The organism is Gammaproteobacteria bacterium, assembly GCA_035546635.1.
Classification (GTDB): Bacteria; Pseudomonadota; Gammaproteobacteria; order JAURND01; family JAURND01; genus DASZWJ01.
The window spans coordinates 189,660-213,661 of the sequence record DASZWJ010000017.1; the positions used below are offsets into that span (position 1 = coordinate 189,660).

Below are 24,002 nucleotides of genomic sequence, written 5' to 3' on the forward strand. Positions count from 1 at the left end.
GAAGGAAAGAAGTTATGGCTTTAAGAGGGAAGAAGTCATGGCTGTAATAGAATCTTGTGACTGGAAACATAATCTCCATCCACCGTAACGTAAACAAAATAACCGTTCTTGGCATCACCTGTATAAAAACAACTCACAAAGCTATCCGAGCGGAAATCACAGAGTCTACTTTCCCATTTACCCGTTATTGGATTCTCCTCATCGAAATAGCCCCATTTAGCTACCGGCTCACCCTGTAGATCAGGATTGTCGAAAAAGCTTACCTCGATTTTCTCAGGCGGAGGAGGACCATAGCGTCCAACCACCAGAGAAAAAACTTTCTTCATTTGTGGTGAAAGTTCTGTAAATAAAAAAGATTTATCCAACAAAGTATTCACATGCCTGGAATACACCTTGGTATATAAAGGGGTTTCCCAACCAGTATTGGTTATTTCCAGTGTCAACGTGGTTTCCGCAAAACCGGTGGCTGCCAGGGATAATAAAGCTACCATAACGCTTAGTTGCAATTTACGCATGTATCCTCTCCTTGCGGATTACCGCTTCCTATATACTAACAATATAGCGAATAATGGCGATTTTACCAATTGCTTCCCTTTTTTGTAGCCTCCCACACTCCTAACAAGGCATGTTTCTCCCTTTAAAAAAGGCGGTAAGCAGCCAGCCACCACACGAATTTGTATAAAAGCTTAATGCAATGTTAGAATGATTCTCGTTTTGTGCTTTCTTACTCTATTGGAGCTATTTTTCTGTGATTCGAATTTTGTTAGTCGATGACCACGAAGTGGTACGTACCGGCATAAAAATGCTACTCATGGATGTCCTAGATATTGAAATCGTCGGCGAAGCAGGCAATGGAGAAGAAGCAATTCGCCTAGCGCGCGAGCTTGTACCGGATATTATCCTGATGGATGTGAATATGCCAGGTATCGGCGGGTTAGAGGCGACTATACGACTGTTGCGAAATGAACCTACAGCCAAAATCCTCATTATCAGCGCTCATACAGACGATTTTCTGCCAGCACGGCTACTGAGCTTAGGTGCCGTAGGCTATCTGAGTAAAAGTGCTTCCCGCGATCAAATGATCGAAGCAATCAATACCATCTATGCCGGAAACCGTTATGTTGATCCGATTATGATGGATAACATCGTGATACCTCGACTCAAAGTAAAAGATAATAAAGCCATCCCGCTGGCAAAGCTTTCCGAACGCGAATTACAGATTCTGCTAATGGTAGCAAGAGGTATGGATGTGAATGAAATCGCTAAAAAACTGTTTCTTAGCAACAAAACCGTCAATGGTTATCGCAGCACCATATTAAAGAAATTACGCGTAAAAACTGACGTCGAAGCGACACGGATTGCTATTGAATATGGATTGATTGATGTGGACAGCCAGTGGCATTAGGCTTGCGTTAATCTCTAATGGCCTTAGCTTTTTTCCTATTACAGCCTTAACTTTTTCCCTTCTCCCCTTGTGGGAGAAGGGAAAAAGTTAAGGCTCAGAAGAGTTGAAAATTTATATTTGCGAATAACAAAAACACATTTACCCTCTCAATGGAGACCCCATGTTTAGCAGTAAAATCCACCTAGCCGATTTTGATCCCGAATTAAACCAAGCCATCCAAGCTGAAAAACGCCGCCAAGAAGAACACATAGAACTCATCGCCTCTGAAAATTACACCAGCCCCAGTGTCATGGAAGCACAAGGCTCAGTGCTCACCAATAAATATGCTGAAGGTTATCCTGGTAAACGCTATTATGGTGGCTGTGAATATGTGGATATCGTTGAACAATTAGCCATAGATCGCGTTAAAGAACTATTTAAAGCAGATTACGCCAACGTGCAACCCCACTCTGGATCACAGGCTAATGCTGCCGTCTATATGGCATTGATTAATCCTGGAGACACGGTTTTGGGCATGAGCCTAGCCCATGGCGGCCACTTAACACACGGCGCTAAAGTTAATTTCTCCGGTAAAATCTATCAAGCCGTACAATATGGGCTTAATGTTGAAACGGGAGAAATTGATTACGATCAAGTTGAGCATCTAGCTAAAGAACACCGTCCACGCTTAATTATGGCTGGTTTTTCAGCCTATTCACGCATCGCTGACTGGCAAAAATTCCGCGACATCGCTGACCAAGTGGGCGCTTTTCTGGTTGTGGATATGGCACATGTGGCAGGTTTGGTGGCGGCGGGAGTTTACCCTTCACCAGTACAAATTGCCGATGTCACCACTTCCACAACGCATAAAACTTTACGCGGTCCGCGCAGTGGTTTTATTCTTGCTAAAGCCAATCCCGAAATTGAAAAGAAATTAAATTCCAGCATTTTTCCAGGACTACAAGGCGGCCCTTTAATGCATGTGATTGCCGCCAAAGCAGTTGCCTTCAAAGAAGCTTTGCAACCCGAATTTAGACAATACCAACAAATGGTTGTCAATAATGCCCGTAAAATGGCGGCCGTGATGATGGCACGTGGTTATAAAATAGTTTCTGGAGGCACCGATAATCATCTGTTTTTAGTTGACTTGATCGATAAAGACATCACTGGAAAAGATGCGGAAGCCGCTTTAGGACTGGCCAATATTACCGCCAATAAAAATGCCGTTCCCAATGACCCGCGCTCACCCTTTATCACTAGTGGTTTACGCCTGGGCACGCCTGCCATCACCACCCGTGGTTTTGGAGAAAATGAAACTGAAATTCTGGCTGGCTGGGTTTGCGACGTTCTGGATGATTATCAAAACCAAAGCGTGATAGATCAGGTCAAATCTCAAGTATTAGCCATTTGTAAACGCTTTCCGGTATACGGTTAATTTATGCGCTGCCCATTCTGTCATACGCCTGATACCCGTGTTATTGATTCGCGCTTTGTCGATGAAGATAACCGTGTCAGACGCCGCAGAGAATGCACGGCCTGCGTTGAGCGTTTTACTACTTATGAAATTGCAGAATTAATCATGCCACAAATTATTAAGCGCGATCAGCGTCGCAATCCCTTTGACGAGAAAAAACTTCGCGCAGGCATGATGCGAGCCCTAGAAAAACGTCCAGTCAGCACGGATCAGCTGGAAGCGGCTATTGGACATATTACCCATCGTTTGCGCGCTACCGGTGAACGAGAAGTCAGCTCTACCTTTATCGGTGAGCTGGTGATGGATGAGTTACGCCAGTTGGATCAGGTCGCTTATGTACGCTTTGCTTCTGTTTACCGAAGTTTTCAGGATGTACATGCGTTTCGGGATGAAATTAATCGGCTGGAAAAAACTTCTGACTAAAAATAGCGTTTACCCTTTTTCCCTCTTACAGCTCTAGCTTTTTCCCTTCTCCCCTTGTGGGAGAAGGAAAGAAGTCATGGATTAAGAGGAAAAAAGTGTAAACGCCTTAAGAGAAACCCTATGAGCAAAAAATCACCCGCCCCCCGCCGCTTAGCACGCCGCCTTGCGCTACAAGCCATTTATCAATGGCAGTTAGCCTCTACCTCTTCATTGGAAATTGAAAACCAATTCCTACAGGATTGTCCTCTGGATAAGGTGGATGTGCCTTATTTTCTGGAATTACTACGTGGGGTGGTCAATTGTTGCGAAAGTCTGGATGCACACATGAAGCCAGCATTAGACCGCGACATTGGACAATTAAATCCAGTGGAATTGGCCATTTTACGTATTGCACTCTATGAGTTTGTTCACCGCATGGATATTCCTTATCGCGTGGTAATTGATGAAGCATTACGGCTGGCTAAAACATTTGGTGCTATTGAGGGGTATAAATATGTCAATGGCGTTTTGGATAATGTCGCCCGCAGTTTACGAACTGTAGAAATTGGAGCGCGGACGACTCGCCCTGAAAACTAAAACCAGAGCCACTTTGCAGCTAAGCAAAAAAAGTAATATTTAACACATTGCTAGAAGTAGCACAAAACGGTCAGATTTTTCCAAGATCGCCCTTAAAAATTTTTAAAAAAGCAGAGCATACACGTAGTATGTGAGAATTTTTTAAGGATAGGCTGGGAAAATCTGACCGTTTCAAGTCTATGGTATATAGCTATAAAAAATGCCTTTTCTGATCCTGGCTCTGCGCTTTACACGCAAAGACCAGAATCATCTTAGGCAAGTCATTAGGAGCATCTCCTCGTCTTTACACCTTAGCGAAGACTGGAGAACCTCTCCTCACATTGAAAGTATAGTACAAATAATTTATTTTTCCTGTTTTTGCTGGAGACTTTGCACTAACTTTTTACCCTTTAAGTCGGATTTGGATCACATCGCGATCACCTCTATTTACACTTTGCGGCGTGATCCAAATCAGGCTTCTTTCAAGATTTGACGGCTACAAATCTAAAACCTTTGGGACACAGGGAAAATCCTTTTCCTAATTTCAGTATAGGACAGGTTTGGGGGTTTGCTAGTTGGAGAGGTGCCTTTACTATGCTCAGGCGGAACGCATCAAGCTTAGGAATATTCAACAACACCCCCAAAAGCAGAAAAAAGTATAGATATTTATTCAACAATGCAACTTTGAAAGGATGAACCATGCATGAATTCGAGCTAATCAAATGCTATTTTAAAGATACAATAAAAACACGCTCCGATGTCATCCTCGGCATAGGAGACGACTGCGCACTGCTCGAGCCTCCTCAAAAACAGCTGCTTGCCGTATCCACTGATACCTTGGTGGAAAATATCCACTTTTTACCAGGCACAGAAGCCGCCGCGCTTGGGCATAAAAGTCTGGCCGTTAGCTTAAGTGATCTAGCCGCAATGGGTGCTGAACCCGCTTGGGTGATGCTATCTCTCACATTGCCAGAAGCCAATGAAAAATGGCTAAGCGAATTTTGCCAGGGTTTTTTTCATTTACTTAACCAATATGCATTACAATTAGTCGGTGGCAATACGACTTCTGGTCCGCTGGCTATTACTACCCACATCACTGGTTTTGTTCCCCCTGGTAAAGCCTTGCAACGCCATGGCGCAAAACTTGGCGACGATATCTACATCACTGGACAGCCGGGAAATGCTGCATTGGCATTGCGTTGCCTGCAACACAAATGTAACCTAGCAACACATTCACATGAAGAAATAACCCCGCATTTGCACTACCCAGAACCCCGCATTGCAGCAGGTATTGCATTAAGGGATATCGCCAGTGCCGCCATTGATGTCTCAGATGGCCTGGCTGCAGATCTTGGACATATTCTGGAACAAAGCGGAGTGGGTGCAGAAATTTACGCAGAACACCTGCCATTGTCTCAGGCTTTAGCTACTTTGCCGCAAACTGATGCCTGGGAATTAATGCTAAGCGGCGGAGATGATTATGAACTTTGCTTTACTGCCAACCCCAGCCAACGCGCTACCATCACAGAAGTGTTTACAAAATTGAATTGCCCTTGCCAGCGGATTGGAGTTATTGAAACAGCCACAGGTCTACGGGTAAGATATGGAAATAATCAAATTTTTAATCCTCAAAGCAAAGGCTACGAACATTTTTAAGAAGGCATCTATTTCATGAAACATACTTTCCCTCCTGCGAGCAGCTTTCGTAGTATCTGGCGCAACCCTATCCACTTCGTTGCTTTTGGTTTCGGCAGTGGCATTATACCCGTTGCACCCGGAACCTTTGGTACACTGGCAGCTATTCCGTTATACATTTTAATGATGCATTTACCATTAGTTTGGTACATCGTCCTCACTTTGGTATTTATTATCGCGTCAATTATTATCTGCGACATTGCTTCGCGAGATCTTGGTTTACACGATCATCCGGGAATGGTTCTTGATGAAATTGTCGGGTATTTACTAACTATGGTAGGTGCGCCATTAGGCGTTTTTTGGATTTTTGTTGGATTTGTATTATTTCGGATTTTTGATATCTGGAAACCCTGGCCAATTCGTTGGATTGATCGCAAAGTCACAGGCGGATTAGGGATTGTATTAGATGACTTATTGGCGGCGGTTTATTCGTTGATCATTTTACAATTGTTAGCAATGGCATTGGTTTATTATGATTAAAGCTCATGAAATGCTCTTGCTACGTATTTTTTTCCACAACAATACGCAACCATAAACCACACTTCCCCAAAATACATACACCCACACTAAAAAACTAAAAATAAAAATAGTCTGAAAACGCACAGCAAACACCGAACTGACCAATGCATTTTCAAGCAAATTTAAAAACGCTAATATCAACCAACATAATACAACATAACAGCCATTCGATAGTTTGCTGACAAATTGAAATAAATAATAAAACACACCGATTAACATCAGCCATAGCACTACATAGCCTTCAATAAAAGTAAACGGATAAAATAATGGCTTTAAATTGATTGTATAGTTCTGCTTAATATAAAGTGCGATGTTTTTTATAATTGTCTGTGGTAGATAATAAAATTTCAAATTGTAGAGTGACAACATGCTGTGTGTGTCATTCTTCCACAATGAAAAATACCACGTGGTTAATGCGGCATTGTATTCTTGGCTATAGAGCGTATCCACTTTTGGATTTACTCTTTTGGCTACATCAAGACCAATCATATCTTCCCATTTGATGCCTTGCTGTCTAGCAAGCTGATTGCTCGGCGTACCCATGCCTAGTATCACCGAATGGATAACAGGATGCGTCCTAGTTAAGGCTTTGGGACCAAGCTCCACCCAGGCTGCATAACATAGAAGACTGATAGTGATTAATTTCACCAACAAAAATGTGATGACCAAGCAGCATTTTCTGTCACTTTTACGCAACAGAAAAATAACATAAATGACATTAAATGCTAAAAGCGCAAACAATTGTGAGGAACGACCATAAAATAACCAGAGCTCCAACGCAGAAATTATCACCACCCACAGGGAGTGCCAAGCTAAATATCGATCAAAACGAAAACGCATTGCGATACCATACATCGCAATAATCGCTAATGAACAGGGCAACACAAACCCGTGAATATTCATCGCCTGAATGTGCGCAATGGTATTCACAAAATTTGCTAGCAAAGTAATGACCCAAACGGAAGGCCAGCGCACCCCAATCGTCAGCAGATAAAATGTAAACACCGCAGCGAAGGCAATCTGCAGCAAACGATACATAATATTCATTTGTAGCATAGTCACATTACCAAATGCGCCAATCAAGGCACGATCTACCCAGTATAACGGCAACCCTTCTGCGACATCGAAATTTTTTTCAAGACTGACAGTGGTGGGTGTATCTTTGATATGTTGATTACAGTATGCCTGCATGGACATATTGTTGAAGCGTGGTATATCGAAAATATGCGTGCTATCGGTCACTTGACCCGATTGGCGCATGATGTTAATCATTTTTGGATCCAACATATGCTGCGTATGACACAGATGGGCATTAATTGCGGCTGATAATTGAAAATTAGTATCACGATAAACGTTTTTAAAATTCGTAGCGTGAGTGATATTTTGAAACAACAACAAAGAAGTAGACACTATAATCAATAGCGTCCAAAACAGGGATTTACCAACTGTCTGCGGCAAGCCGCTTAACCATTTGAAAATCATGCTGGTAACGCCTGACGTTTTAGCACTGCCATAGTCAGGCGGGAGACAGAAATCAACTTGCCGTGTTCACCGACAATTTCTATACTCCAGACTTGGGTAGTTTTGCCAATATGAAAGGGTTTTGCCGTACCTGTGACAAATCCCGAACGGGCAGAACGTATATGATTGGTGTTGATATCCAGCCCAACACAATAGAAATTGGCATAATCCACACAATAATTCGCAGCCGTGCTGCCAACTGTCTCGGCCAACACACAAGATGCACCCCCATTCATAATACCCAGTGGCTGACGCGTGCGTTGATCTACCGGCATACGCGCGACCAAGTAATCACCACCAACTTCTGTGAACTCTATACCTAAATGCTCAGCCATGGTGTTTTTGCTACGCGCATTAGCGGTGTGTATATCAAAAGGGGTTTTCCAAATGGACATGGGGCATTCTCCTGCAACAAAGCAACGAGATTATCAGAACTTGTGCGGGCATTCTAGAGTATAACTTTCGATAAAATTCATTCAATTGCTTTTTCATCATTACTGAATGAAAATGATCGCAGTATAAAAAAATTTATATCAAGGATCATCATGGCTACAAAACCCAAAGTCCTACCCACTGTCTGCCTGCTAGCCCCTTTTGTATTCAGCTTCGCCTTTGCCATGGATGTTTACATCCCTGTCGTCCCAGAAATGAAGCAATACTTCCACACCAATCAGGCTAATGTGCAGCTGACTTTAAGTTTATTTATGGTCGTCACTGGACTCGGCCAATTGCTAATGGGCCCCATTACTGACCAATATGGTCGCCGCCGGATAATTTTTTTCAGTGTATTCTCGTTTATCATCGGCTCACTGATTTGCGCACTGTCCAATTCCATCCAGCTTTTAATCGCGGGACGACTCGTGCAAGCCTTTGGCGGCTGCGGGATGATGGTGGCAGCATTCGCTATGGTACGAGATAAATTCTCCGGTAATGACGGCGCAAAAGTGTATAGCTTTTTGAACTGTGGACTGGCGATGTCACCGTTGTTCGCACCAATTATTGGCAGCTATTTGGCAACGTGGTTTGATTGGCGAGCTGAATTTGTATTTTTAATTGCTATCGGTATTTTGGTATTGATGCTAGCGTTATTTAGAATAAAAGAAACTTTAGCCTTGGAAAAACGCGTAAAGCTAGATTTGGGTATTTTTCGGCGCTACTTTAACATTCTCACGCATCCGATTTTTATCAGCTATGCCTGTTGCACATCAGCGGGTTTGACTATCTTCTTTACGTTTTTTTCCAGCTCTCCTTATATCATCATTAATTTATTGCACGCACCGGTAAAGAATTTTGGCTATTATTTTTTTACCGTAGGTTTTACCTTTTTTATTGGCAGCATGATTAGTGGCAAAGTAGCCGATAAAATTGGTCCATTTAAAACAGTGCTAATAGGCAGCATATTTATGCTGGTGGCTGGAGTCAGCATGGAAGTATGGTATCTGTCGATGGGAATCAGTAAGGCACAATTTCTATTGCCGTGTATGTTAGCAGGTCTAGGTGGGTCGTTTATGATGGGAGCCGGTGTAGGTGGCGCCATGCAACCCTTTGCTGCCATGGCGGGCTCGGCCGCCGCGCTAGTGGGTTGTTTGCAATTTTTAATCGGGGCGCTAGTTGGTTCCTATGTCATGCGTTGGCAAGTGCAATCTACTACGCCACTTGCCATTACCATGATAGTTTGTAGCCTGGTAGCGCTGATGGCCTTGGGAGGGCAATTTATATTGCGACATAGGCAACATCTCCTGGCGTCCTAAGCAGGGACTGTCATCCTTCGCTGTGCTCAAAATGACAACCAAATTAAGGATCAACATAACCCACCAACCTGCACCTGACATTATTATTTTTGTGAAAGGTGTATTTGCCATTGCAGCCATTGACGCCGCTGCAAGAACTGAAAGCATTGCAGCTATTGTTAACTGCAACATAAGTGGTAGCGAAGGTCTGACAGCCACTGCTACCACAAGAATTAATTGAACCACAACTGCTCATACCGCATTGACTATAGGATCCACAACCGCTGATGCCACGACAGGCGTTGCTACCATTAAAACCTGAGCATAACACCAATTCATTGCCATGATTATAATAGGGACGTGGTCCATAAACTTGAGTCTGGGTGTTGGTGGTGGCACAGCCTTTTAATGTCATGCCAACGGCAACAGCCAATGCCGCTCCAAGTACTTTTTTGGGCGTATTCATAATTTAAAATCCTGTATGAGATCAGCGGAAGATTATATACTCAACCACTGTAGCTGTAACTAAGCCTTTTCCGCAACAATTCGTCATCCGGTGGCTTATCCACAGATTCTGTGGATAACTTTGTGGATATACGCTTATCTAAGTAGCCGAACACAGTGAATCAGCTACTAGCGCAACAATTTGCTCAGTTATTAGCCAACAAAGTAATTTTAATTTAAATCAATATGTTACAAAACATTCCTCATAATCAGCTGGATTTTTAGGCTAACTTATTCATAAAAAAGAAGTTGTCTTAGAGCTGTGCATAACAACCATTGCTAATGGAGAAAAAAACCCTATGGCCAAGTTCATATTATCTATCGATCAAGGCACCACCAGCACCCGCGCCATTGTCTTTAATGACAGTGCAGAGCCCATCAGCTTGCACCAGCTGGAGCTGAAACAATATTTTCCCAACCCCGGATGGGTCGAACACGATGCCGAAGAAATCTGGCAGGCTACGCTGACCTGTTGCCGACAAGCCTTACAAAGTGCAGGATTATCAGCGAAAGATATTGAAGCGATAGGCATTACCAATCAGCGTGAAACTACCGTGATCTGGGACAGAACTACCGGCACACCCATCCATCGCGCCATCGTCTGGCAAGATCGACGCACCACAGATTTTTGCCAAAACCTGTTTGAGGCGGGACATGAGGTTGAAGTCCAGCACAGCACTGGTTTATTACTTGACCCCTATTTTTCTGCATCAAAAATCACTTGGCTGTTAGATCACGTGCCTGGCGCACGCGCTCAAGCAGAAAAAGGCTCGCTCGCATTTGGCACCATTGATAGTTTTCTGTTATGGCGCCTGACCAATGGCGCACGCCACGCTACCGATATCACCAATGCTTCGCGTACACAGCTGTTTAATATTCATAGCTTACAATGGGATGGTGGTTTATTACGCTTATTTAATGTGCCTTCTAGCTTACTACCAGAAGTTCTGGACAATACAGCGGATTTTGGCACCACGCATCCCAGTCTATTTGGCCATGAAATACCGATTATGGCCATGGCTGGGGATCAGCAATCAGCACTGGTTGGACAAGCCTGCTTTCAGCCAGGCATGGTTAAAAGTACCTACGGAACTGGCGCATTTCTAATAGTCAATACCGGCACAGAAGCCGTGGTATCTAAAAACCGTCTGTTGACTACTATCGGTTACCGTATCCAAGGTAATACGCATTATGCGATTGAAGGCAGTATCTTCTCTTCCGGTAGCACTGTGCAGTGGTTGCGCGATAAATTGCATCTGATTGAAAATGCTGACCAAACAGAATCACTTGCGGCCAGCTTACCCGATAATGGCGGAGTCTATTTAGTACCTGCTTTCACTGGTCTTGGGGCGCCTTACTGGAAACCCACTGCTCGCGCTAGCATAGAAGGGCTAACACGCGATAGCCAACCGGCACACATTGTCAGAGCCGCGCTTGAAGCTGTAGCTTATCAAACCCGTGATTTACTGAATGCCGTACTGGCTGACAGCCCAATGACGTTAGGTGCCATTCGTGTTGATGGCGGGATGGTGGTTAATAATTGGCTTATGCAGTTTCTAGCGGATATGCTGCATTTGCCTGTGGAACGACCGGGAGTTAAAGAAACGACTGCTTTAGGTGTGGCTTTTCTAGCTGGGCTTCAGGCTGGTGTGTTTAACTCGCTGGAAGAAATCAGCAAGCTATGGCGCTGCGAACGACGTTTTGAACCCACAATTGATGCTGCGTTATCACAAGGGCTTTATCAAAATTGGCAACAAACGATTAATCGGGTTTTGGTGCAGCAATAGGTGAAAAAGGGGTGAAGCTTGCCCCTGGCACGAAATTCAAAAAGGCACATCGTCCCGGCATTCATGGCAAAACGACGTGCCTTTTTTGTATTTCGCGCCAGCGACATCTTATCCACAGATTCTGTGGATAACTTTGTGGATATATTCCCTGTGACTTAAGCAAATCCCTGATTTTCCTCGCCCCTACTCAGTTTGCCCAGGAAATAGTCAATCACAAAAACTAATTATTAATCAGATAGTTGTATCGAATACTTCACAAACAGCAGGATTTTTTCAGCTAACTTCTTAATATGCAAAGAGTTGGATTCAACCTGTGTATATTCCACTTGTTAACTATTCTCTTTAACTTGAAATAGCTGGCAAAAGTTGGCACTAGTCTTTGCAGCCACTGTCTCAAAGTCAGTATTTTTTAATTGCGCTATGCTTTGCGCTACATAACGCACATAGGCCGGTTCATTCGGTTTACCGCGATGTGGTACTGGCGCCAGATAAGGCGCATCCGTTTCAATCAAAATACGCGCTAACGGCACCTGTTTGACGACTTCCTGCAAGGCTTTTGCATTGTTAAATGTAATGATGCCTGAAAATGAAATATAAAAACCTATATCCAAAGCCTGCTTTGCGACCTCCCAGTCTTCAGTAAAACAATGAAACACGCCACCCACTGCCTCTGCTTTTTCTTCGCGCAAAATATGCAAAGTATCCGCTGCAGCTTGGCGCGTATGGATAATCAATGGCTTTTGCACCGCACGTGCAGCACCAATGTGATTGCGAAATCGTTGACGTTGCCATTCCATATCACCTTCGCAACGATAGTAATCCAGACCCGTTTCACCAATGGCCAAGACTTTAGAATGGCGTGCCAAATCGGTTAACTGACTCTGTGTCGGTTCTTGCTGAACTGATTCAGTGGGATGCAAACCCACGGATGCCTGCACAAAATTATACTGTTCTGTGATGGAGATTATGGCGGGAAAATCCTCTAACTCAACACAAACACAAAGTATCCGTTCAACACCTTCAGCTTTGGCGGCTTGTAAAGCCAGATTTAAATCATCCTGATATTTGCTAAGATCTAGACGATTTAAATGACAATGGGAATCGATAAGCATAAAATCCTTTGAAGTATGATTATAATTTCTCAAAATTCTTTAGATTAAGCATCTACTGGAAACAAATAATGCTGACATCACAATCTCATAAATCAACCATCACCACACTGGCCGGCGTCGTTGGCAACACCTTGGAATGGTATGATTTCTTATTATATGCCTACTTTGCTCCGATTATCGCACCACTTTTTTTTCCAGCCAAAACCTATTTTTTATCATTATTAATGACATTTTCCGTTTTTGCCCTGGGTTTTTTAGTACGACCCTTAGGGGCATTAGTCATTGGACGCTGGGGAGATGTCTACGGCCGCAGAAAAACTTTAATCTTTACTATTTCGTTAATGACATTACCTACGGTTGCAATTGGCATATTACCCGAACATGCCACGATAGGTGTAGCTGCTCCCATTCTCTTAACCTTGATTCGCTGTGTGCAAGGGTTTGCAGTCAGTGGCGAATTTACCAGTTCCGGTAGTTTTTTAATTGAACACTCCCATCCTAGCCGCCGAGGTTTCTCAGGCAGCTTGATTTATGCGGGCGCGTTCGTCGGCATTGTGTTAGGCGCAGCCATTGCCACCTTGCAAACAGAATTCATGCCCCCTGAGTTGTTGAAAGCTTGGGGCTGGCGTATTCCTTTTTTACTTGCCGGAGTATTTGGATTAATCGGCTTGGCATTACGGTTAATGGCCTTAGAATCTCCACATTTTAAAGCGATAAAACACCAAGCCTCATCGCCCATTAAACAAATTTTTCAGCATCACCGTGCCAGTTTATTACGTGCTATCGGTTTAACAATCGCGATGGGTATCGGCAATTATTTTCTGATTGGTTATTTCACAACTTATCTGACCAGCCCAGGCGGATTATTGTTAAAACAAGCCATGCTAATCAATGTACTGAGCATGATCGTGTTTATCTTCGCCACACCATTTTTCGGTTTTCTATCCGATAAATTGGGCAGAAAACCAGTATTTTTGACAGGTAGTGCACTCTTTTTTTTGTGCCAGTTACCCGTTTTCTGGTTACTTTCTCACAAGACATTTTATTATGCCTTAGGCGCAGAAATTTTATTCGTTATTTTGCTAGCTAGCATAGATGGCTTAGTTTTGACTTGTCTTGCTGAATTATTTCCTACAGAAGTCCGCAATACCGGCGCTGCCCTCGGCTACAATATCAGCATCACCATTTTCGGCGGCACCGCCCCACTGGTCGCTTTATCTCTAGCTAGACTTGCCCATAATGATTTAGCACCTGCCTGGTATTTGATGGGAGGCGCTGCATTATCTTTTATTACGATGTTGTTGTGTCAGGAAACCTACCGTAAACCCTTATTAAGTGGGATTGAATTGACATCGTAATGGGATACTTAAACCTATCCCATCAAACACCTAACCGCTCCAACCCAGCCAAAATTTCCTCGGGCTTCAGATCTAACATGCAACGCCAATGCCCCAATGGGCAAACTCTCTGAAAACATGGACTGCAGGATAAATCTAGCGAAACAATCACTACTTTATCCGACAACGGCGGCGTGAATTTAGGAGAGGTTGAACCATAAATCGCGACTAAAGGCTTCTTCAGCGCAGCAGCGATATGCATTAATCCTGAATCATTACTAATCACCGCCGTCGCCAATGACAACAAATCCACCGCCTCAGCCAAAGTAGTTTTTCCAGTGAGATCCACGACTTTCCCATCTGTCAGTTTGTAAATTTCCTGAGTAATCGCACTGTCATTACCTGAACCAAATAACCAAACATCCCAATTTTGCGCAAGCTTAGCCTTAGCTACCTCTGCAAAATGGCTAGCTGGCCAGCGTTTACTGGGTCCAAATTCCGCGCCCGGCGCCAAGGCCAACAGCGGACGTTTAGGCAATGGTAATTGCAACTTTTGTAATGCTGCATTTAATTTCTCAGACGAAATGTTCAATAACGGCATGGGTAAAGGGTCAGGTAAACACGCATTTTTAGGCAATCCCAGCGCCGCAAAACGCTGCACCATCAAGGGTAAATGCTGTTCATCTAACGTCCGTGCATCATTGACTAGGCAAAAACGCGGCCATTCACCGCGCCAAGCCGTGCGCTGCGGAATAGCGCTGAAGAAAGGAATTAAGGCTGACTTGAAAGAATTAGGCAGAATAATGACTTGTGAATAATGATTTGAACGCAGCTGCCGCGCCAGCTGCAAACGCTGCCATAGGCGCAACTCACCATGTTTAAAAGCAGAAATAAAAGATTGATGCACTTCCGGCATACGCTCCAATAAACCTTGCGTCCAGGCTGGAGCTAATACATCGATGATGGCATCAGGATGTTGTTGTTTTATCACTTGGAACAAGGTCTGTGTCATGACCATGTCACCCACCCAAGCCGGAGCCACTACCAGTATTTTTTTATTTTTATTCGGACTGCTCATTATCGTATTCCGGCTCATAGTCAATCAGTAAATATTCAGCGCCACAATAAGGGCATACGGCTTGACCGGTCGCTTGAATAGGTAAATACACGCAAGGGTGCGCATCCCACAAACGATATTCAGGCATCGGACAAGACAGTGGCAGATCCGCATGGGTTACTTCATAGCGCTTAGCGCAGCAAGCCTGTTGTTCAGTCATGGTTTCCCCCTTGGACAAATGTATCTACAAGAATTGGCAAATATCAACACAAAAAAAAGCGAGTAGTTGTCATCCTGAACCATAAGTGAAGGATGTCAGCTACCCGCCTTTAAGTTACTTAAGTATCGTTATGAATAATTGGTCGGGAATTTATATGACAACCCCAAGAATACCGCATCCTGTTGTGGCTGATAGCTTGAATCACCGACTTTGCCATTACCGCTGAAACGTTCCCAATCCAGACCAATGGCTAAGTTTGGAATGATTTCATAAGAAGCGCCCACTCCATAAGCAGGACCGATATGTCCATTGCTGCCATTGGGAGCATTTTTAATATTTGTATCGATATTAGAATGCAAGTAACTTCCACCCGCTTTGGCATAAATGCTTAATCCAGGAGTTACTGCCCAAGATATTTTACCTAATAAGTCTATAGCATAATTGGTAATACTAACACCATCATCGCCTGTGGCTTTAGGTAGGTAAGTATAACCACTTTCCACTGCGAAATATTTATTGAAGGCATAACCCAAATAGCCTCTAGCAGCGAACCCATCACCATCCAAATTCGGGACCAAATTATCAATATTGTCCCAATGCGTATCAGCATAGCCGGCTTGCAAGCCAATGATAAAACCTGAATCCTTATATTCATAAGGAGAAGGGACGGCTACCGGAATAGGTGCCGGACTGTAATAACCGCTATTGCTACTATCATATTGACCAGCTAATGCTCCCGTCGTTAAACCCAAGGCAGCAAGGGAAATTGCTACATTTAAAATAGGTCTTTTCAACATCATTATTATCTCCTAAAGAGTGTGTTGTTTAGAAACTTCGTATATCCACTATATCTATTTACCTTTTTAAGCGCGAAAAAGCCTTGACAAAGCTTTAAACACCCCTTTCACCTTTCCTTGACAAAAGCTGAACGTTGGAAGTCTAATCATTGGGTCTAAGAAAAGCAACCATTTTGGCAGGATTAATTCCCGCACTATTTCTATATTACCTCTGTAAAACAGGACACATAACATGTTCAATGCCCTACCCCAAAACCCTGATAAATCTTTACATTACCATGAATTGGCTACGCAATTACGCGGCTTATTCACCGGTGAATCTGACTGGCTAGCCAATAGCGCACAATTTGCCGCCTTTTTATTTCATAGCCTACCAAGACTCAATTGGGCAGGATTTTATTTGTTAAAAGACCATATGTTGGTGGTTGGACCCTTTCAAGGCCACCCTGCTTGTGTACGCATTGCGCTTGGCAAAGGCGCTTGCGGCGTGAGTGCTGAAAAACGCGAAGCGGTCATTATTGAAGATGTGCAAAGTTTTCCCGGCTATATCGCCTGCGATGACATGACTCGCTCTGAAATAGTATTGCCGATGATAAAACATAATCGTTTAATCGGTGTACTCGATTTAGACAGTCCAGTGATTGGTCGTTTTGACGAAACTGATCGGCAAGGATTAGAGGTTTTGTTGGATATATTGTTAGACATGTCTGCTATCTGAGGTGCCGCCGGACGCTTTCAAGAACTGTGGATTAGGGGAGGGTTAAGCGAAAACGCTGTGAATACGTCCATGTACGCTCCCTTGTTTCATCCATGAAACAAAGGTTTCGCTTAACCCTCCCCTAATCCACAGTTCTTGAAAGCTCAGTTAAGTGCCTTTTAAAACACGACAGTGACTAACTAGCAACCTAGAGATCAGACTGGTACCATAGGTTGATTCCTATTTCCAATGGATTAATTATATGAAAAGTTTTCTACTGAAAGGCTTATGCCTGTCCTTGTTTTTGTTGACGTTAACCGCACAAGCACAAACCGCTTCCGACGATCTGACTCAGTTGCTTTCCAGCTTTCAATCAATGTCCGCGCAATTTCAACAAGTTGTTTTTAACAGTAATGGCAAAGCCTTACAAAGAAGCAGCGGACAAATGGCGCTGATGCGGCCGGGAAAATTTCGTTGGCAGGTGTTTAAACCGAATCCACAATTATTAATTGCGAACGGACGTAATCTTTGGATTTATGACATCGATTTATCGCAAGCGACTCAGCAGCATCTCGATAAAAATAACAACAATAGTCCGGCCTCATTATTAAGCGGCTCGATTGAAGATTTAGAAAATCGTTTTATCGTTACGCAAAAAACCAGTCAATCTTTCCAATTAAAACCTAAAAGTGAAAATGATATGTTTAAATGGATTGAATTAACTTTTAGTAATTCAAAATTAACGCAAATGCGCTTGATGGATAATTTAGGTTCATTAACTGATTTTCATTTTAGCCAAGTGAGTATCAATCCGAAATTAAACGCGGGTTTATTTCAATTTAAAGCACCACGGGGTGTGGAAGTTATTAAAAATTGAGCAAACACTGTCATCCTAAATTAGCTGTCATTCCCGCGCAGGCGGGAATCTATCCTGGTTTGAGCTCTGTGCCAGAAAAGAAATAGATTCCCGCCTGCGCGGGAATGACAATATTTTGTGTAAAGAGATGAGTTACAATAAAATTACCCATGTCAAACACCACCTCATTTCAACCTCTAGCCGCACGCATGCGCCCGCGCTCCATTGATGAATTTTTTGGCCAGCAGCATTTGCTAGGAAAAAATAAGCCTTTGCGTCGCGCCATCGAAAGCAACAGTTTGCACTCGATGATTTTATGGGGGCCACCCGGCACCGGCAAAACGACGCTTGCGCGTTTACTAGCAGAACATGCCAAAGCCAATATCGAAAATATTTCTGCTGTACTAGCTGGCGTCAAAGATATCCGCCAAATTGTCGAGCGCGCCCAACAGGCAAGAAAAACTGAACAACATAACACTGTATTATTTGTAGATGAAGTCCACCGCTTCAACAAAGCCCAACAAGATGCATTTTTACCTTATGTCGAAGATGGCACTTTAATTCTCATCGGCGCCACCACGGAAAACCCTTCATTCGAATTAAATAATGCTTTACTGTCACGCGCCCGTGTCTATGTATTAAAACGTTTACAGCAAGAAGAAATTCTCAAAATTATCGATGCTGCCCTCAAAGATAAAGAACGCGGCCTTGGCAATCGCCCTATTCATTTCCCTGACGATCTTAAACAACGTTTAGCCCAATTTGCCGATGGCGATGCGCGCCAAGCATTAAACATGTTAGAAATTATCGCCGATTTTGCAGTGGAAGAAGCAGAAAGCGAACAAATTACTGAAGAGATATTAAATGAAATTCTCTCCGGCAGTGTCAGACGTTTTGATAAACAAGGTGATTTATTTTATGAACAGATTTCTGCGCTACATAAATCAGTACGTGGCACTGCTCCTGATGCTGCATTGTACTGGCTGACGCGCATGTTAGATGCCGGCTGCGACCCTGAATATATCGCCAGAAGAGTATTGCGTATGGCGAGTGAAGATATCGGCAACGCTGATCCACGCGCATTAACACTGGCACTCAACGCTTGGGAAACTTATCAACGCTTAGGCAGCCCTGAAGGCGAGCTGGCTATTGCACAAGCGGTAGTTTATATGGCTTGCGCTGCCAAAAGCAACGCTGTCTATACCGCTTTTGGCGCCGCCCTTGATGATGCCAAAAACTCAGGCTCTCTGGATGTTCCGATGCATATCCGCAATGCGCCTACCCGCCTGATGAAAAACATGGGTTATGGTACAGGTTATCGCTACGCGCATAATGAACCGGAAGCTTACGCTGCCGGAGAAACCTATTTCCCTGAGGCATTGGGTGAAAAACATTATTATCACCCAGTCGCACGGGGACTGGAAATAAAAATTGGAGAAAAACTACAACATTTGCGCGAGTTGGATCGAAAAACTAAAGAAAAGAAATAGCCACCAATGCGCTTAACAAATTGTGCAGTCTTCATTATTTTTGTTTTGATCCTTGTCTTTATCTGGTTCAATTTCTTCTACGGGTTTTTCCTTTTTCGGGGAAGAAGAAGGACGAAAAAACTCTGGAGAGAACGGCTGTTTAGGTGGTCTTTCACCATTTTCTGCTCGCCAAAGTTGAGCAGTTATTATATCCGATTTAACAATTTTATAAGCAGTTTTATTTTCCTTGTTAACAATGCGTGGATCAGCACCATATGCCAACAAAATGAGTATACCTTTATCAGGAGAATCACTTTTATCAAGCCGCGAAAGTCTAGCAGCACAAATAAGCGCTGAATCACCCTCATGATTGGTATGATTCACATCAGCACCACCGTTTAATAAGAGCTGCATGACTTCAGCATCACTCTCTACAGATGCCGCAATAAGCGCAGTATCACCATTATCTAATTCATTGGAATAGTTCACGTCTGCATCCTTTTCCAATAACATCTGCACCCAACGGCTTTTACCCGAGTCTGCAGCGGTGATAAGCACAGAATCACCCTTGTTATTAACATGATTCACATTAGCCCCATGCGCCAGGAATGCCGGAATTCCGATAATTGTTCCCAGGATGAACGAAGATCAGCCCCCGAAGCTGAAAATTCTTTAAAATCTTTTAATAGTTTGGCAGAGTCATTCTCTACAGTTTTCCAGGCTTCTAAATACTGTTCCCAAAAATTATCTTTGCCGTGGGCTTTTTGTTCTGGTGGAGGGGAAGTTTCTTTCGATAAGTGTGACATTACTGTGGCCTGATTTTTAAAAAAGAAAATGCAATTATTCTTCTCCCAGGATAGTAGACAGGAAATTTTCTGAAAGCACGGTAGAATAGAGTTATCGAATACGTTCTAAAATTCCATCTAACTCATCTAAAGTATGATAATGAATGACTAATCGACCTTTGCCTTTTACCTGATGTTTAATATCAACTTTCGCCCCTAGCTTATCTGCCAACTCTGACTCTAAGCGCATAATATCTGGATTAGCTTGTGATCTATGATTTTTAGTTTCAGGTTCAGACTGCCATTTGCGTGCTAAATCTTCTGTAGCGCGAACAGATAATCCCTTAGCCACGATCAGATTAGCCAACTGAACCTGTTGGAGTGCCGACAAACTTAAGAGTGCTCGTGCATGCCCCATATCCAAGACCCCTTTTTCCAATAATGACTGGACCTGTGCTTCCAGATTTAATAGGCGCAGCAAATTACTGACGCTAACCCGTGACTTACCCACTGCTTTAGCAATCGCTTCATGCGTCAAACCAAATTCCTCACCCAACCGCTTCAATGCCACTGCTTGTTCCAAAGCATTTAAATCTTCACGTTGGATGTTTTCAATCAGCCCCATCGCCATCGCGGTTTCATCACTGATCTCGCGCAAGAACACCGGTACCTCAGCTAAACCCACCAATTGCGCCGCCCGCCAGCGTCGCTCACCGGCAATGATTTCATAGCGGTTTTGTTGCAATGCCCGCACCAGGATTGGCTGCAAAACCCCTTGGGCACTGATAGAAGCCGCAAGCTCTTGCAAGGCTTCTTGGTCCATTTCTCGACGTGGTTGATATTTGCCTGGCTGCAGTGCTTCCACAGGCAAATGTCGTGGTACTTCTTGGAGTTGGGATTTTGCTGCACTTTGGAGCTGTGCACCGCCGCTTAGCAGTTCATTCAGCCCGCGACCTAGGCTGCGTTTGGTTTTAATGGATGAATTCATATTTTAAGGGCTTTTAAATGATCATTTGGGATTGATAGAAATGCGGTAAGTGTACCACCCAAATCCGGCTGAATCATCTATAACCCCGAATGGATGTTAGCCAAATCCCAAACCCAGAGTAAAAAAGAAAGTTCGCAATATATAAACATTAATCTACTGTTAAGATTCCTAATGTAAACTTGTCAAATATTCTTTAAAATTTAATGAAAAATAAAGGTACTAAACCATGACATATCAACCTTCTGAAACTAAAAGCCCAAGTACCCGGTTTAATATTTTTCCAGATTATTATGCCATTATCCATTCCACTAAAGATGCACCTCAATGGATGAACGATATTAGACAAGAAGGACTGCTAACTGCATTGCTTAAGCAGCAAAACAAACTAAGAGGCGACATTGAGGATTTGAGACAACAACTCAGTATAGCAGGGCTTAATCTAGGTAGCGAAACACAAAAAAAAGTATCTCAACAGCTTACAGCTGCTGAAGGTCAATATGCAAAAGTAACTAGAAACATAGAGCTTTGTAAATATTTATCTGACGACCTAAGAAGAGCTAGATATGAAAAATTTTATGAACAAATATTAACATCACCGCCAAATACAGAATTGGAAAAAACACTCCTAGCTCAATGGAATAACTATAATAGGTCGATGAATAAAGCTTCTCTATCTCAAACCTCTTCAACTTCGTCGTCAGCTCCAGCAGAGCAAAAATCCGCAACCAGAGTTATTCCACAAAACAACGATGATGCAGATTTGCAAAAAGCGCTTGCGGAATCAAATCAAACTTTTTTTGCTGAAGAACAACGGCGAGCAGAACAGCGACAACAGGCAGAACTGCAAAAACAACTTACCGAGTTGTTAAAAAATTATAGTGATCTTAAAAAAGAATATGCGGTAGAAGACATAGCGATACTTCTGGAAGACCCCTTGAAAAAATTAAACTCAGCTTTTCCCGGATTAAAATTAGATTTCTCTCATCTAGAGAACTTAACTACTGAAAATAATGAGCATAAAAACAGATAATTAGGATCGCTTTAAATAGCGTGAGCATTACACCCGCTGCCGCCGTAGCATCTCACCCGCTAATGCCAAATAGGCTAAAGCGCCAGGTGAACGGCGGTCATGTAATAACGCTGGCAGACCAAAACTCGGCGCTTCAGCTACCCGAACATTGCGAGGAATCACTGTACTGTAAAGTTTTTCACCAAAATGCGCTGTCAGCTGCTCGTTGACTTCGTGCGTTAAACGATTACGACCATCATACATAGTGCGCAACAAACCTTCGACCTGCAGCATCGGATTGGCAGATTGACGAATTTGTTCAATAGTATTTAAAAGACTGGCCAATCCTTCTAGGGCAAAATATTCACAAGGCATGGTGATGAGCACCGTATCTGCAGCGACTAATGCATTCACCGTAAGAATATTTAACGAGGGCGGGCAGTCCACTAGGATATAGTCATATTCATCACGCACTAAAGCTAACTGATTACGCAAACAATATTCACGCTCGCTCTGCTGCAACAACTGGATTTCAGCTACAGTTAAATCTCCATCGGCCGGCAACAGATCATATTGCCCAACTGTGTGCACCAAGGCTTCTGCAATTTCAGCCTCACCCAGTAAAACCTCTTTGATAGTCAGTACTTCCAGATCTTTGGTAATACCGCTACCAACACTGGCATTGCCCTGCGGATCAAAATCAATCAACAATACCCGATGTTTAGTGGCCGCTAACGACGCCGCCAAATTGACGCAGGTGGTGGTTTTGCCTACACCGCCTTTTTGATTGGCTATGGCGATGATTTTTCCCATGATAATTTCCTGATGATAAAGTTTTTAAGCTGTTAATTCATAGACACACAAACTAAATGGCGCTGCTCCTCTAACCCCGGTACTTTTATAGCCTGCACCGTAAACGGCAGAGTGACAGCTTGCAGCTCTGCTTCTGGATAAACGCCTTTTAGCGCCCACAAACGACCACCTCGGCAATAAAGACCACCGGTCACGACCATCATATCACTTAATTTTGCAAAGGCACGCGCAATCACTCCATCAAAACACTGTTGCGGTTTGAAATTCTCAACTCGGGACTGCACTATCGTCACATTGGATAAGTTCAGCAAAGTTTTCACCTGCAATAAAAAGCGGGTTTTTTTACCATTGCTGTCAAGTAGCGTCCATTCCCAATCAGGAAATGCCAACGCCAAAGGAATGCCTGGCAGACCTGCGCCACTGCCCACATCTAACCAACGCTGTCCCTGTAAATAAGGCGCACAGGCCAGAGAATCAGCGATATGTTTATATAACATTTCTTCGGGGTTGCGAATGGCGGTGAGATTATAAATTTGATTCCATTGCTCCAGAATTGTTAAATACTGGAGTATTTTTTCGGGGACATCAGAGGGTAATTTGAGATCCAATGTTGCTAGAATTTGAGTTAATAATTGCTCGAGTTGGGGAAAAATTTGATTTGGCATTATTTGCAAACAGGGAAAATGTGGTTGTTTAATGCTCTTGATAATGTGATACATAAGATGCTAGTAAAGCCCTAATAAGGGCTTGATAACCAACATGATGCAATGTTGCTTCTTTTTTAAAGAAATCTACACTTTCCTTAGTAAGCGCTAAAGTCACTTTAACCGTTTCTTCTTTTAATATTAACTCACTAGGACTAGGTAAAAAATCAGGAACAATTTTTACCCGCCCAATAGGTTCATTGGTATATTTAATTTTGCGCTTTTTCATAAATCTTCTTTCCTCCTCTCCAATAACCTGCGCCTATGATTCGAATAATATTACCTCGATATGTAAATCTTACCGTCATGACATCATTACCCACTTTTCCAAAGCAATAATATCTTTGCTCACTATGGCTATGTTCTATATCCTCTGCAATAATACGATTCGGGTCTAAAAAAGCTTTTTGAGCCTCATAAAAAGAAATGCCATGTTTATGATGATTTAGCTGATCTTTCTTATCATCCCATTCAAAATTTATATTAATTTAACCATACTTATAACCATAATATAATATGGTTATGTGGAACTCAAATCTTATTTAACATTTCTATTAATAAATAAA

At 43.0% G+C, this 24,002-nt stretch carries 28 protein-coding genes; 13 read left to right on the plus strand and 15 right to left on the minus strand.

The features are described 5' to 3' along the window. Positions 1 to 35: 35 nt before the first annotated feature. The gene (locus VHE99_03670; GenBank protein ID HVV68122.1) at positions 36 to 515 is read right to left on the minus strand and encodes a hypothetical protein; all 480 of its coding nucleotides are present in this window, start codon (positions 513 to 515) and stop codon (positions 36 to 38) included. A gap of 233 nt (positions 516 to 748) precedes the next feature. Here VHE99_03670 and VHE99_03675 point away from each other — a divergent pair, with 233 nt between their 5' ends. From VHE99_03675 to VHE99_03700, 6 genes are all read left to right on the plus strand, one after another. Beyond that, a complete protein-coding gene (locus tag VHE99_03675) occupies positions 749 to 1,405 on the plus strand; it encodes a response regulator (protein ID HVV68123.1) in 657 nt (218 codons plus the stop codon). Positions 1,406 to 1,565: 160 nt separating this feature from the next. Then, positions 1,566 to 2,819, plus strand: a complete 1,254-nt coding sequence (glyA, locus tag VHE99_03680) for a serine hydroxymethyltransferase (GenBank protein HVV68124.1) — start codon at positions 1,566 to 1,568, stop codon at positions 2,817 to 2,819. Between the two features lie 3 nt (positions 2,820 to 2,822). After that, a complete protein-coding gene (gene nrdR, locus VHE99_03685) occupies positions 2,823 to 3,281 on the plus strand; it encodes a transcriptional regulator NrdR (protein ID HVV68125.1) in 459 nt (152 codons plus the stop codon). A gap of 120 nt (positions 3,282 to 3,401) precedes the next feature. Further along, positions 3,402 to 3,857: a transcription antitermination factor NusB gene (gene nusB, locus VHE99_03690; GenBank protein HVV68126.1), complete on the plus strand. Its 456-nt coding sequence runs from the start codon at positions 3,402 to 3,404 to the stop codon at positions 3,855 to 3,857. Between the two features lie 678 nt (positions 3,858 to 4,535). Then, positions 4,536 to 5,492, plus strand: coding sequence for a thiamine-phosphate kinase (gene thiL / locus VHE99_03695; protein ID HVV68127.1), 957 nt, complete (start codon positions 4,536 to 4,538; stop codon positions 5,490 to 5,492). A 15-nt stretch (positions 5,493 to 5,507) separates the two neighbouring features. Beyond that, positions 5,508 to 6,011, plus strand: coding sequence for a phosphatidylglycerophosphatase A (locus tag VHE99_03700; protein HVV68128.1), 504 nt, complete (start codon positions 5,508 to 5,510; stop codon positions 6,009 to 6,011). A 3-nt stretch (positions 6,012 to 6,014) separates the two neighbouring features. On the opposite strand, the gene VHE99_03705 is transcribed toward VHE99_03700, so the two are convergent. Together VHE99_03705 and VHE99_03710 are read right to left on the minus strand one after the other, a co-directional pair. After that, positions 6,015 to 7,532: a hypothetical protein gene (locus tag VHE99_03705; protein HVV68129.1), complete on the minus strand. Its 1,518-nt coding sequence runs from the start codon at positions 7,530 to 7,532 to the stop codon at positions 6,015 to 6,017. After that, positions 7,529 to 7,966, minus strand: a complete 438-nt coding sequence (locus VHE99_03710) for a hotdog fold thioesterase (GenBank protein HVV68130.1) — start codon at positions 7,964 to 7,966, stop codon at positions 7,529 to 7,531. Before VHE99_03710 ends, VHE99_03705 begins: the two co-directional genes overlap by 4 nt. A gap of 150 nt (positions 7,967 to 8,116) precedes the next feature. Here VHE99_03710 and VHE99_03715 point away from each other — a divergent pair, with 150 nt between their 5' ends. Next, on the plus strand, positions 8,117 to 9,322 hold the full coding sequence (locus VHE99_03715; protein HVV68131.1) for a multidrug effflux MFS transporter: 1,206 nt from the start codon (positions 8,117 to 8,119) through the stop codon (positions 9,320 to 9,322). A gap of 43 nt (positions 9,323 to 9,365) precedes the next feature. On the opposite strand, the gene VHE99_03720 is transcribed toward VHE99_03715, so the two are convergent. Further along, positions 9,366 to 9,767: a hypothetical protein gene (locus VHE99_03720; protein HVV68132.1), complete on the minus strand. Its 402-nt coding sequence runs from the start codon at positions 9,765 to 9,767 to the stop codon at positions 9,366 to 9,368. Positions 9,768 to 10,104: 337 nt separating this feature from the next. On the opposite strand from VHE99_03720, the gene glpK reads away from it, so the two are divergent. Beyond that, entirely contained in the window at positions 10,105 to 11,592 is a 1,488-nt protein-coding gene (gene glpK / locus VHE99_03725) for a glycerol kinase GlpK (GenBank protein ID HVV68133.1), read from the plus strand. Between the two features lie 329 nt (positions 11,593 to 11,921). Here the strand turns inward: glpK and VHE99_03730 are convergent, their stop codons facing one another. Beyond that, entirely contained in the window at positions 11,922 to 12,704 is a 783-nt protein-coding gene (locus VHE99_03730) for a TatD family hydrolase (GenBank protein ID HVV68134.1), read from the minus strand. A 68-nt stretch (positions 12,705 to 12,772) separates the two neighbouring features. Between VHE99_03730 and VHE99_03735 the strand changes: the two genes are divergently transcribed. After that, the gene (locus VHE99_03735) at positions 12,773 to 14,062 is read left to right on the plus strand and encodes an MFS transporter (protein ID HVV68135.1); all 1,290 of its coding nucleotides are present in this window, start codon (positions 12,773 to 12,775) and stop codon (positions 14,060 to 14,062) included. 22 nt (positions 14,063 to 14,084) lie between these two features. On the opposite strand, the gene waaF is transcribed toward VHE99_03735, so the two are convergent. The 3 genes from waaF to VHE99_03750 all read right to left on the minus strand — a co-directional run bounded on the left by waaF (position 14,085) and on the right by VHE99_03750 (position 16,118). Next, entirely contained in the window at positions 14,085 to 15,119 is a 1,035-nt protein-coding gene (gene waaF / locus VHE99_03740; protein ID HVV68136.1) for a lipopolysaccharide heptosyltransferase II, read from the minus strand. Then, positions 15,103 to 15,318 carry a zinc-finger domain-containing protein gene (locus VHE99_03745; GenBank protein HVV68137.1) on the minus strand — a complete coding sequence of 72 codons (216 nt, stop codon included), beginning with the start codon at positions 15,316 to 15,318 and terminating at the stop codon, positions 15,103 to 15,105. The genes waaF and VHE99_03745 overlap by 17 nt, the downstream gene beginning before the upstream one ends. Positions 15,319 to 15,446: 128 nt before the next feature. Beyond that, positions 15,447 to 16,118 carry an outer membrane beta-barrel protein gene (locus tag VHE99_03750; protein HVV68138.1) on the minus strand — a complete coding sequence of 224 codons (672 nt, stop codon included), beginning with the start codon at positions 16,116 to 16,118 and terminating at the stop codon, positions 15,447 to 15,449. A gap of 229 nt (positions 16,119 to 16,347) precedes the next feature. On the opposite strand from VHE99_03750, the gene VHE99_03755 reads away from it, so the two are divergent. The 3 genes from VHE99_03755 to VHE99_03765 all read left to right on the plus strand — a co-directional run bounded on the left by VHE99_03755 (position 16,348) and on the right by VHE99_03765 (position 19,158). Continuing rightward, complete coding sequence (locus VHE99_03755; GenBank protein HVV68139.1) at positions 16,348 to 16,833, plus strand: GAF domain-containing protein; 486 nt, start codon at positions 16,348 to 16,350, stop codon at positions 16,831 to 16,833. Positions 16,834 to 17,074: 241 nt separating this feature from the next. Further along, positions 17,075 to 17,689 carry an outer membrane lipoprotein chaperone LolA gene (gene lolA / locus VHE99_03760; protein ID HVV68140.1) on the plus strand — a complete coding sequence of 205 codons (615 nt, stop codon included), beginning with the start codon at positions 17,075 to 17,077 and terminating at the stop codon, positions 17,687 to 17,689. Positions 17,690 to 17,838: 149 nt separating this feature from the next. Beyond that, the gene (locus VHE99_03765) at positions 17,839 to 19,158 is read left to right on the plus strand and encodes a replication-associated recombination protein A (protein HVV68141.1); all 1,320 of its coding nucleotides are present in this window, start codon (positions 17,839 to 17,841) and stop codon (positions 19,156 to 19,158) included. 12 nt (positions 19,159 to 19,170) lie between these two features. Here the strand turns inward: VHE99_03765 and VHE99_03770 are convergent, their stop codons facing one another. The 3 genes from VHE99_03770 to VHE99_03780 all read right to left on the minus strand — a co-directional run bounded on the left by VHE99_03770 (position 19,171) and on the right by VHE99_03780 (position 20,910). Continuing rightward, a complete protein-coding gene (locus tag VHE99_03770; GenBank protein HVV68142.1) occupies positions 19,171 to 19,725 on the minus strand; it encodes an ankyrin repeat domain-containing protein in 555 nt (184 codons plus the stop codon). Further along, positions 19,722 to 19,943: a hypothetical protein gene (locus VHE99_03775; protein ID HVV68143.1), complete on the minus strand. Its 222-nt coding sequence runs from the start codon at positions 19,941 to 19,943 to the stop codon at positions 19,722 to 19,724. The genes VHE99_03770 and VHE99_03775 overlap by 4 nt, the downstream gene beginning before the upstream one ends. A gap of 91 nt (positions 19,944 to 20,034) precedes the next feature. Beyond that, positions 20,035 to 20,910: a ParB/RepB/Spo0J family partition protein gene (locus VHE99_03780; protein HVV68144.1), complete on the minus strand. Its 876-nt coding sequence runs from the start codon at positions 20,908 to 20,910 to the stop codon at positions 20,035 to 20,037. A gap of 226 nt (positions 20,911 to 21,136) precedes the next feature. Here VHE99_03780 and VHE99_03785 point away from each other — a divergent pair, with 226 nt between their 5' ends. Beyond that, on the plus strand, positions 21,137 to 21,940 hold the full coding sequence (locus VHE99_03785) for a hypothetical protein (protein HVV68145.1): 804 nt from the start codon (positions 21,137 to 21,139) through the stop codon (positions 21,938 to 21,940). Positions 21,941 to 21,967: 27 nt separating this feature from the next. Here the strand turns inward: VHE99_03785 and VHE99_03790 are convergent, their stop codons facing one another. Genes VHE99_03790 through VHE99_03805 form a run of 4 tightly spaced genes read right to left on the minus strand, consistent with a single transcriptional unit; the run spans position 21,968 to position 23,924 of the window. Continuing rightward, positions 21,968 to 22,732 (minus strand): ParA family protein, encoded by a 765-nt coding sequence (locus VHE99_03790; protein ID HVV68146.1) that lies wholly within the window; start codon positions 22,730 to 22,732, stop codon positions 21,968 to 21,970. Between the two features lie 32 nt (positions 22,733 to 22,764). Further along, positions 22,765 to 23,397, minus strand: coding sequence for a 16S rRNA (guanine(527)-N(7))-methyltransferase RsmG (gene rsmG / locus VHE99_03795; GenBank protein HVV68147.1), 633 nt, complete (start codon positions 23,395 to 23,397; stop codon positions 22,765 to 22,767). A gap of 28 nt (positions 23,398 to 23,425) precedes the next feature. Beyond that, positions 23,426 to 23,665: a CopG family transcriptional regulator gene (locus VHE99_03800; GenBank protein ID HVV68148.1), complete on the minus strand. Its 240-nt coding sequence runs from the start codon at positions 23,663 to 23,665 to the stop codon at positions 23,426 to 23,428. After that, on the minus strand, positions 23,646 to 23,924 hold the full coding sequence (locus VHE99_03805) for a BrnT family toxin (protein ID HVV68149.1): 279 nt from the start codon (positions 23,922 to 23,924) through the stop codon (positions 23,646 to 23,648). The genes VHE99_03800 and VHE99_03805 overlap by 20 nt, the downstream gene beginning before the upstream one ends. Positions 23,925 to 24,002: the final 78 nt, after the last annotated feature.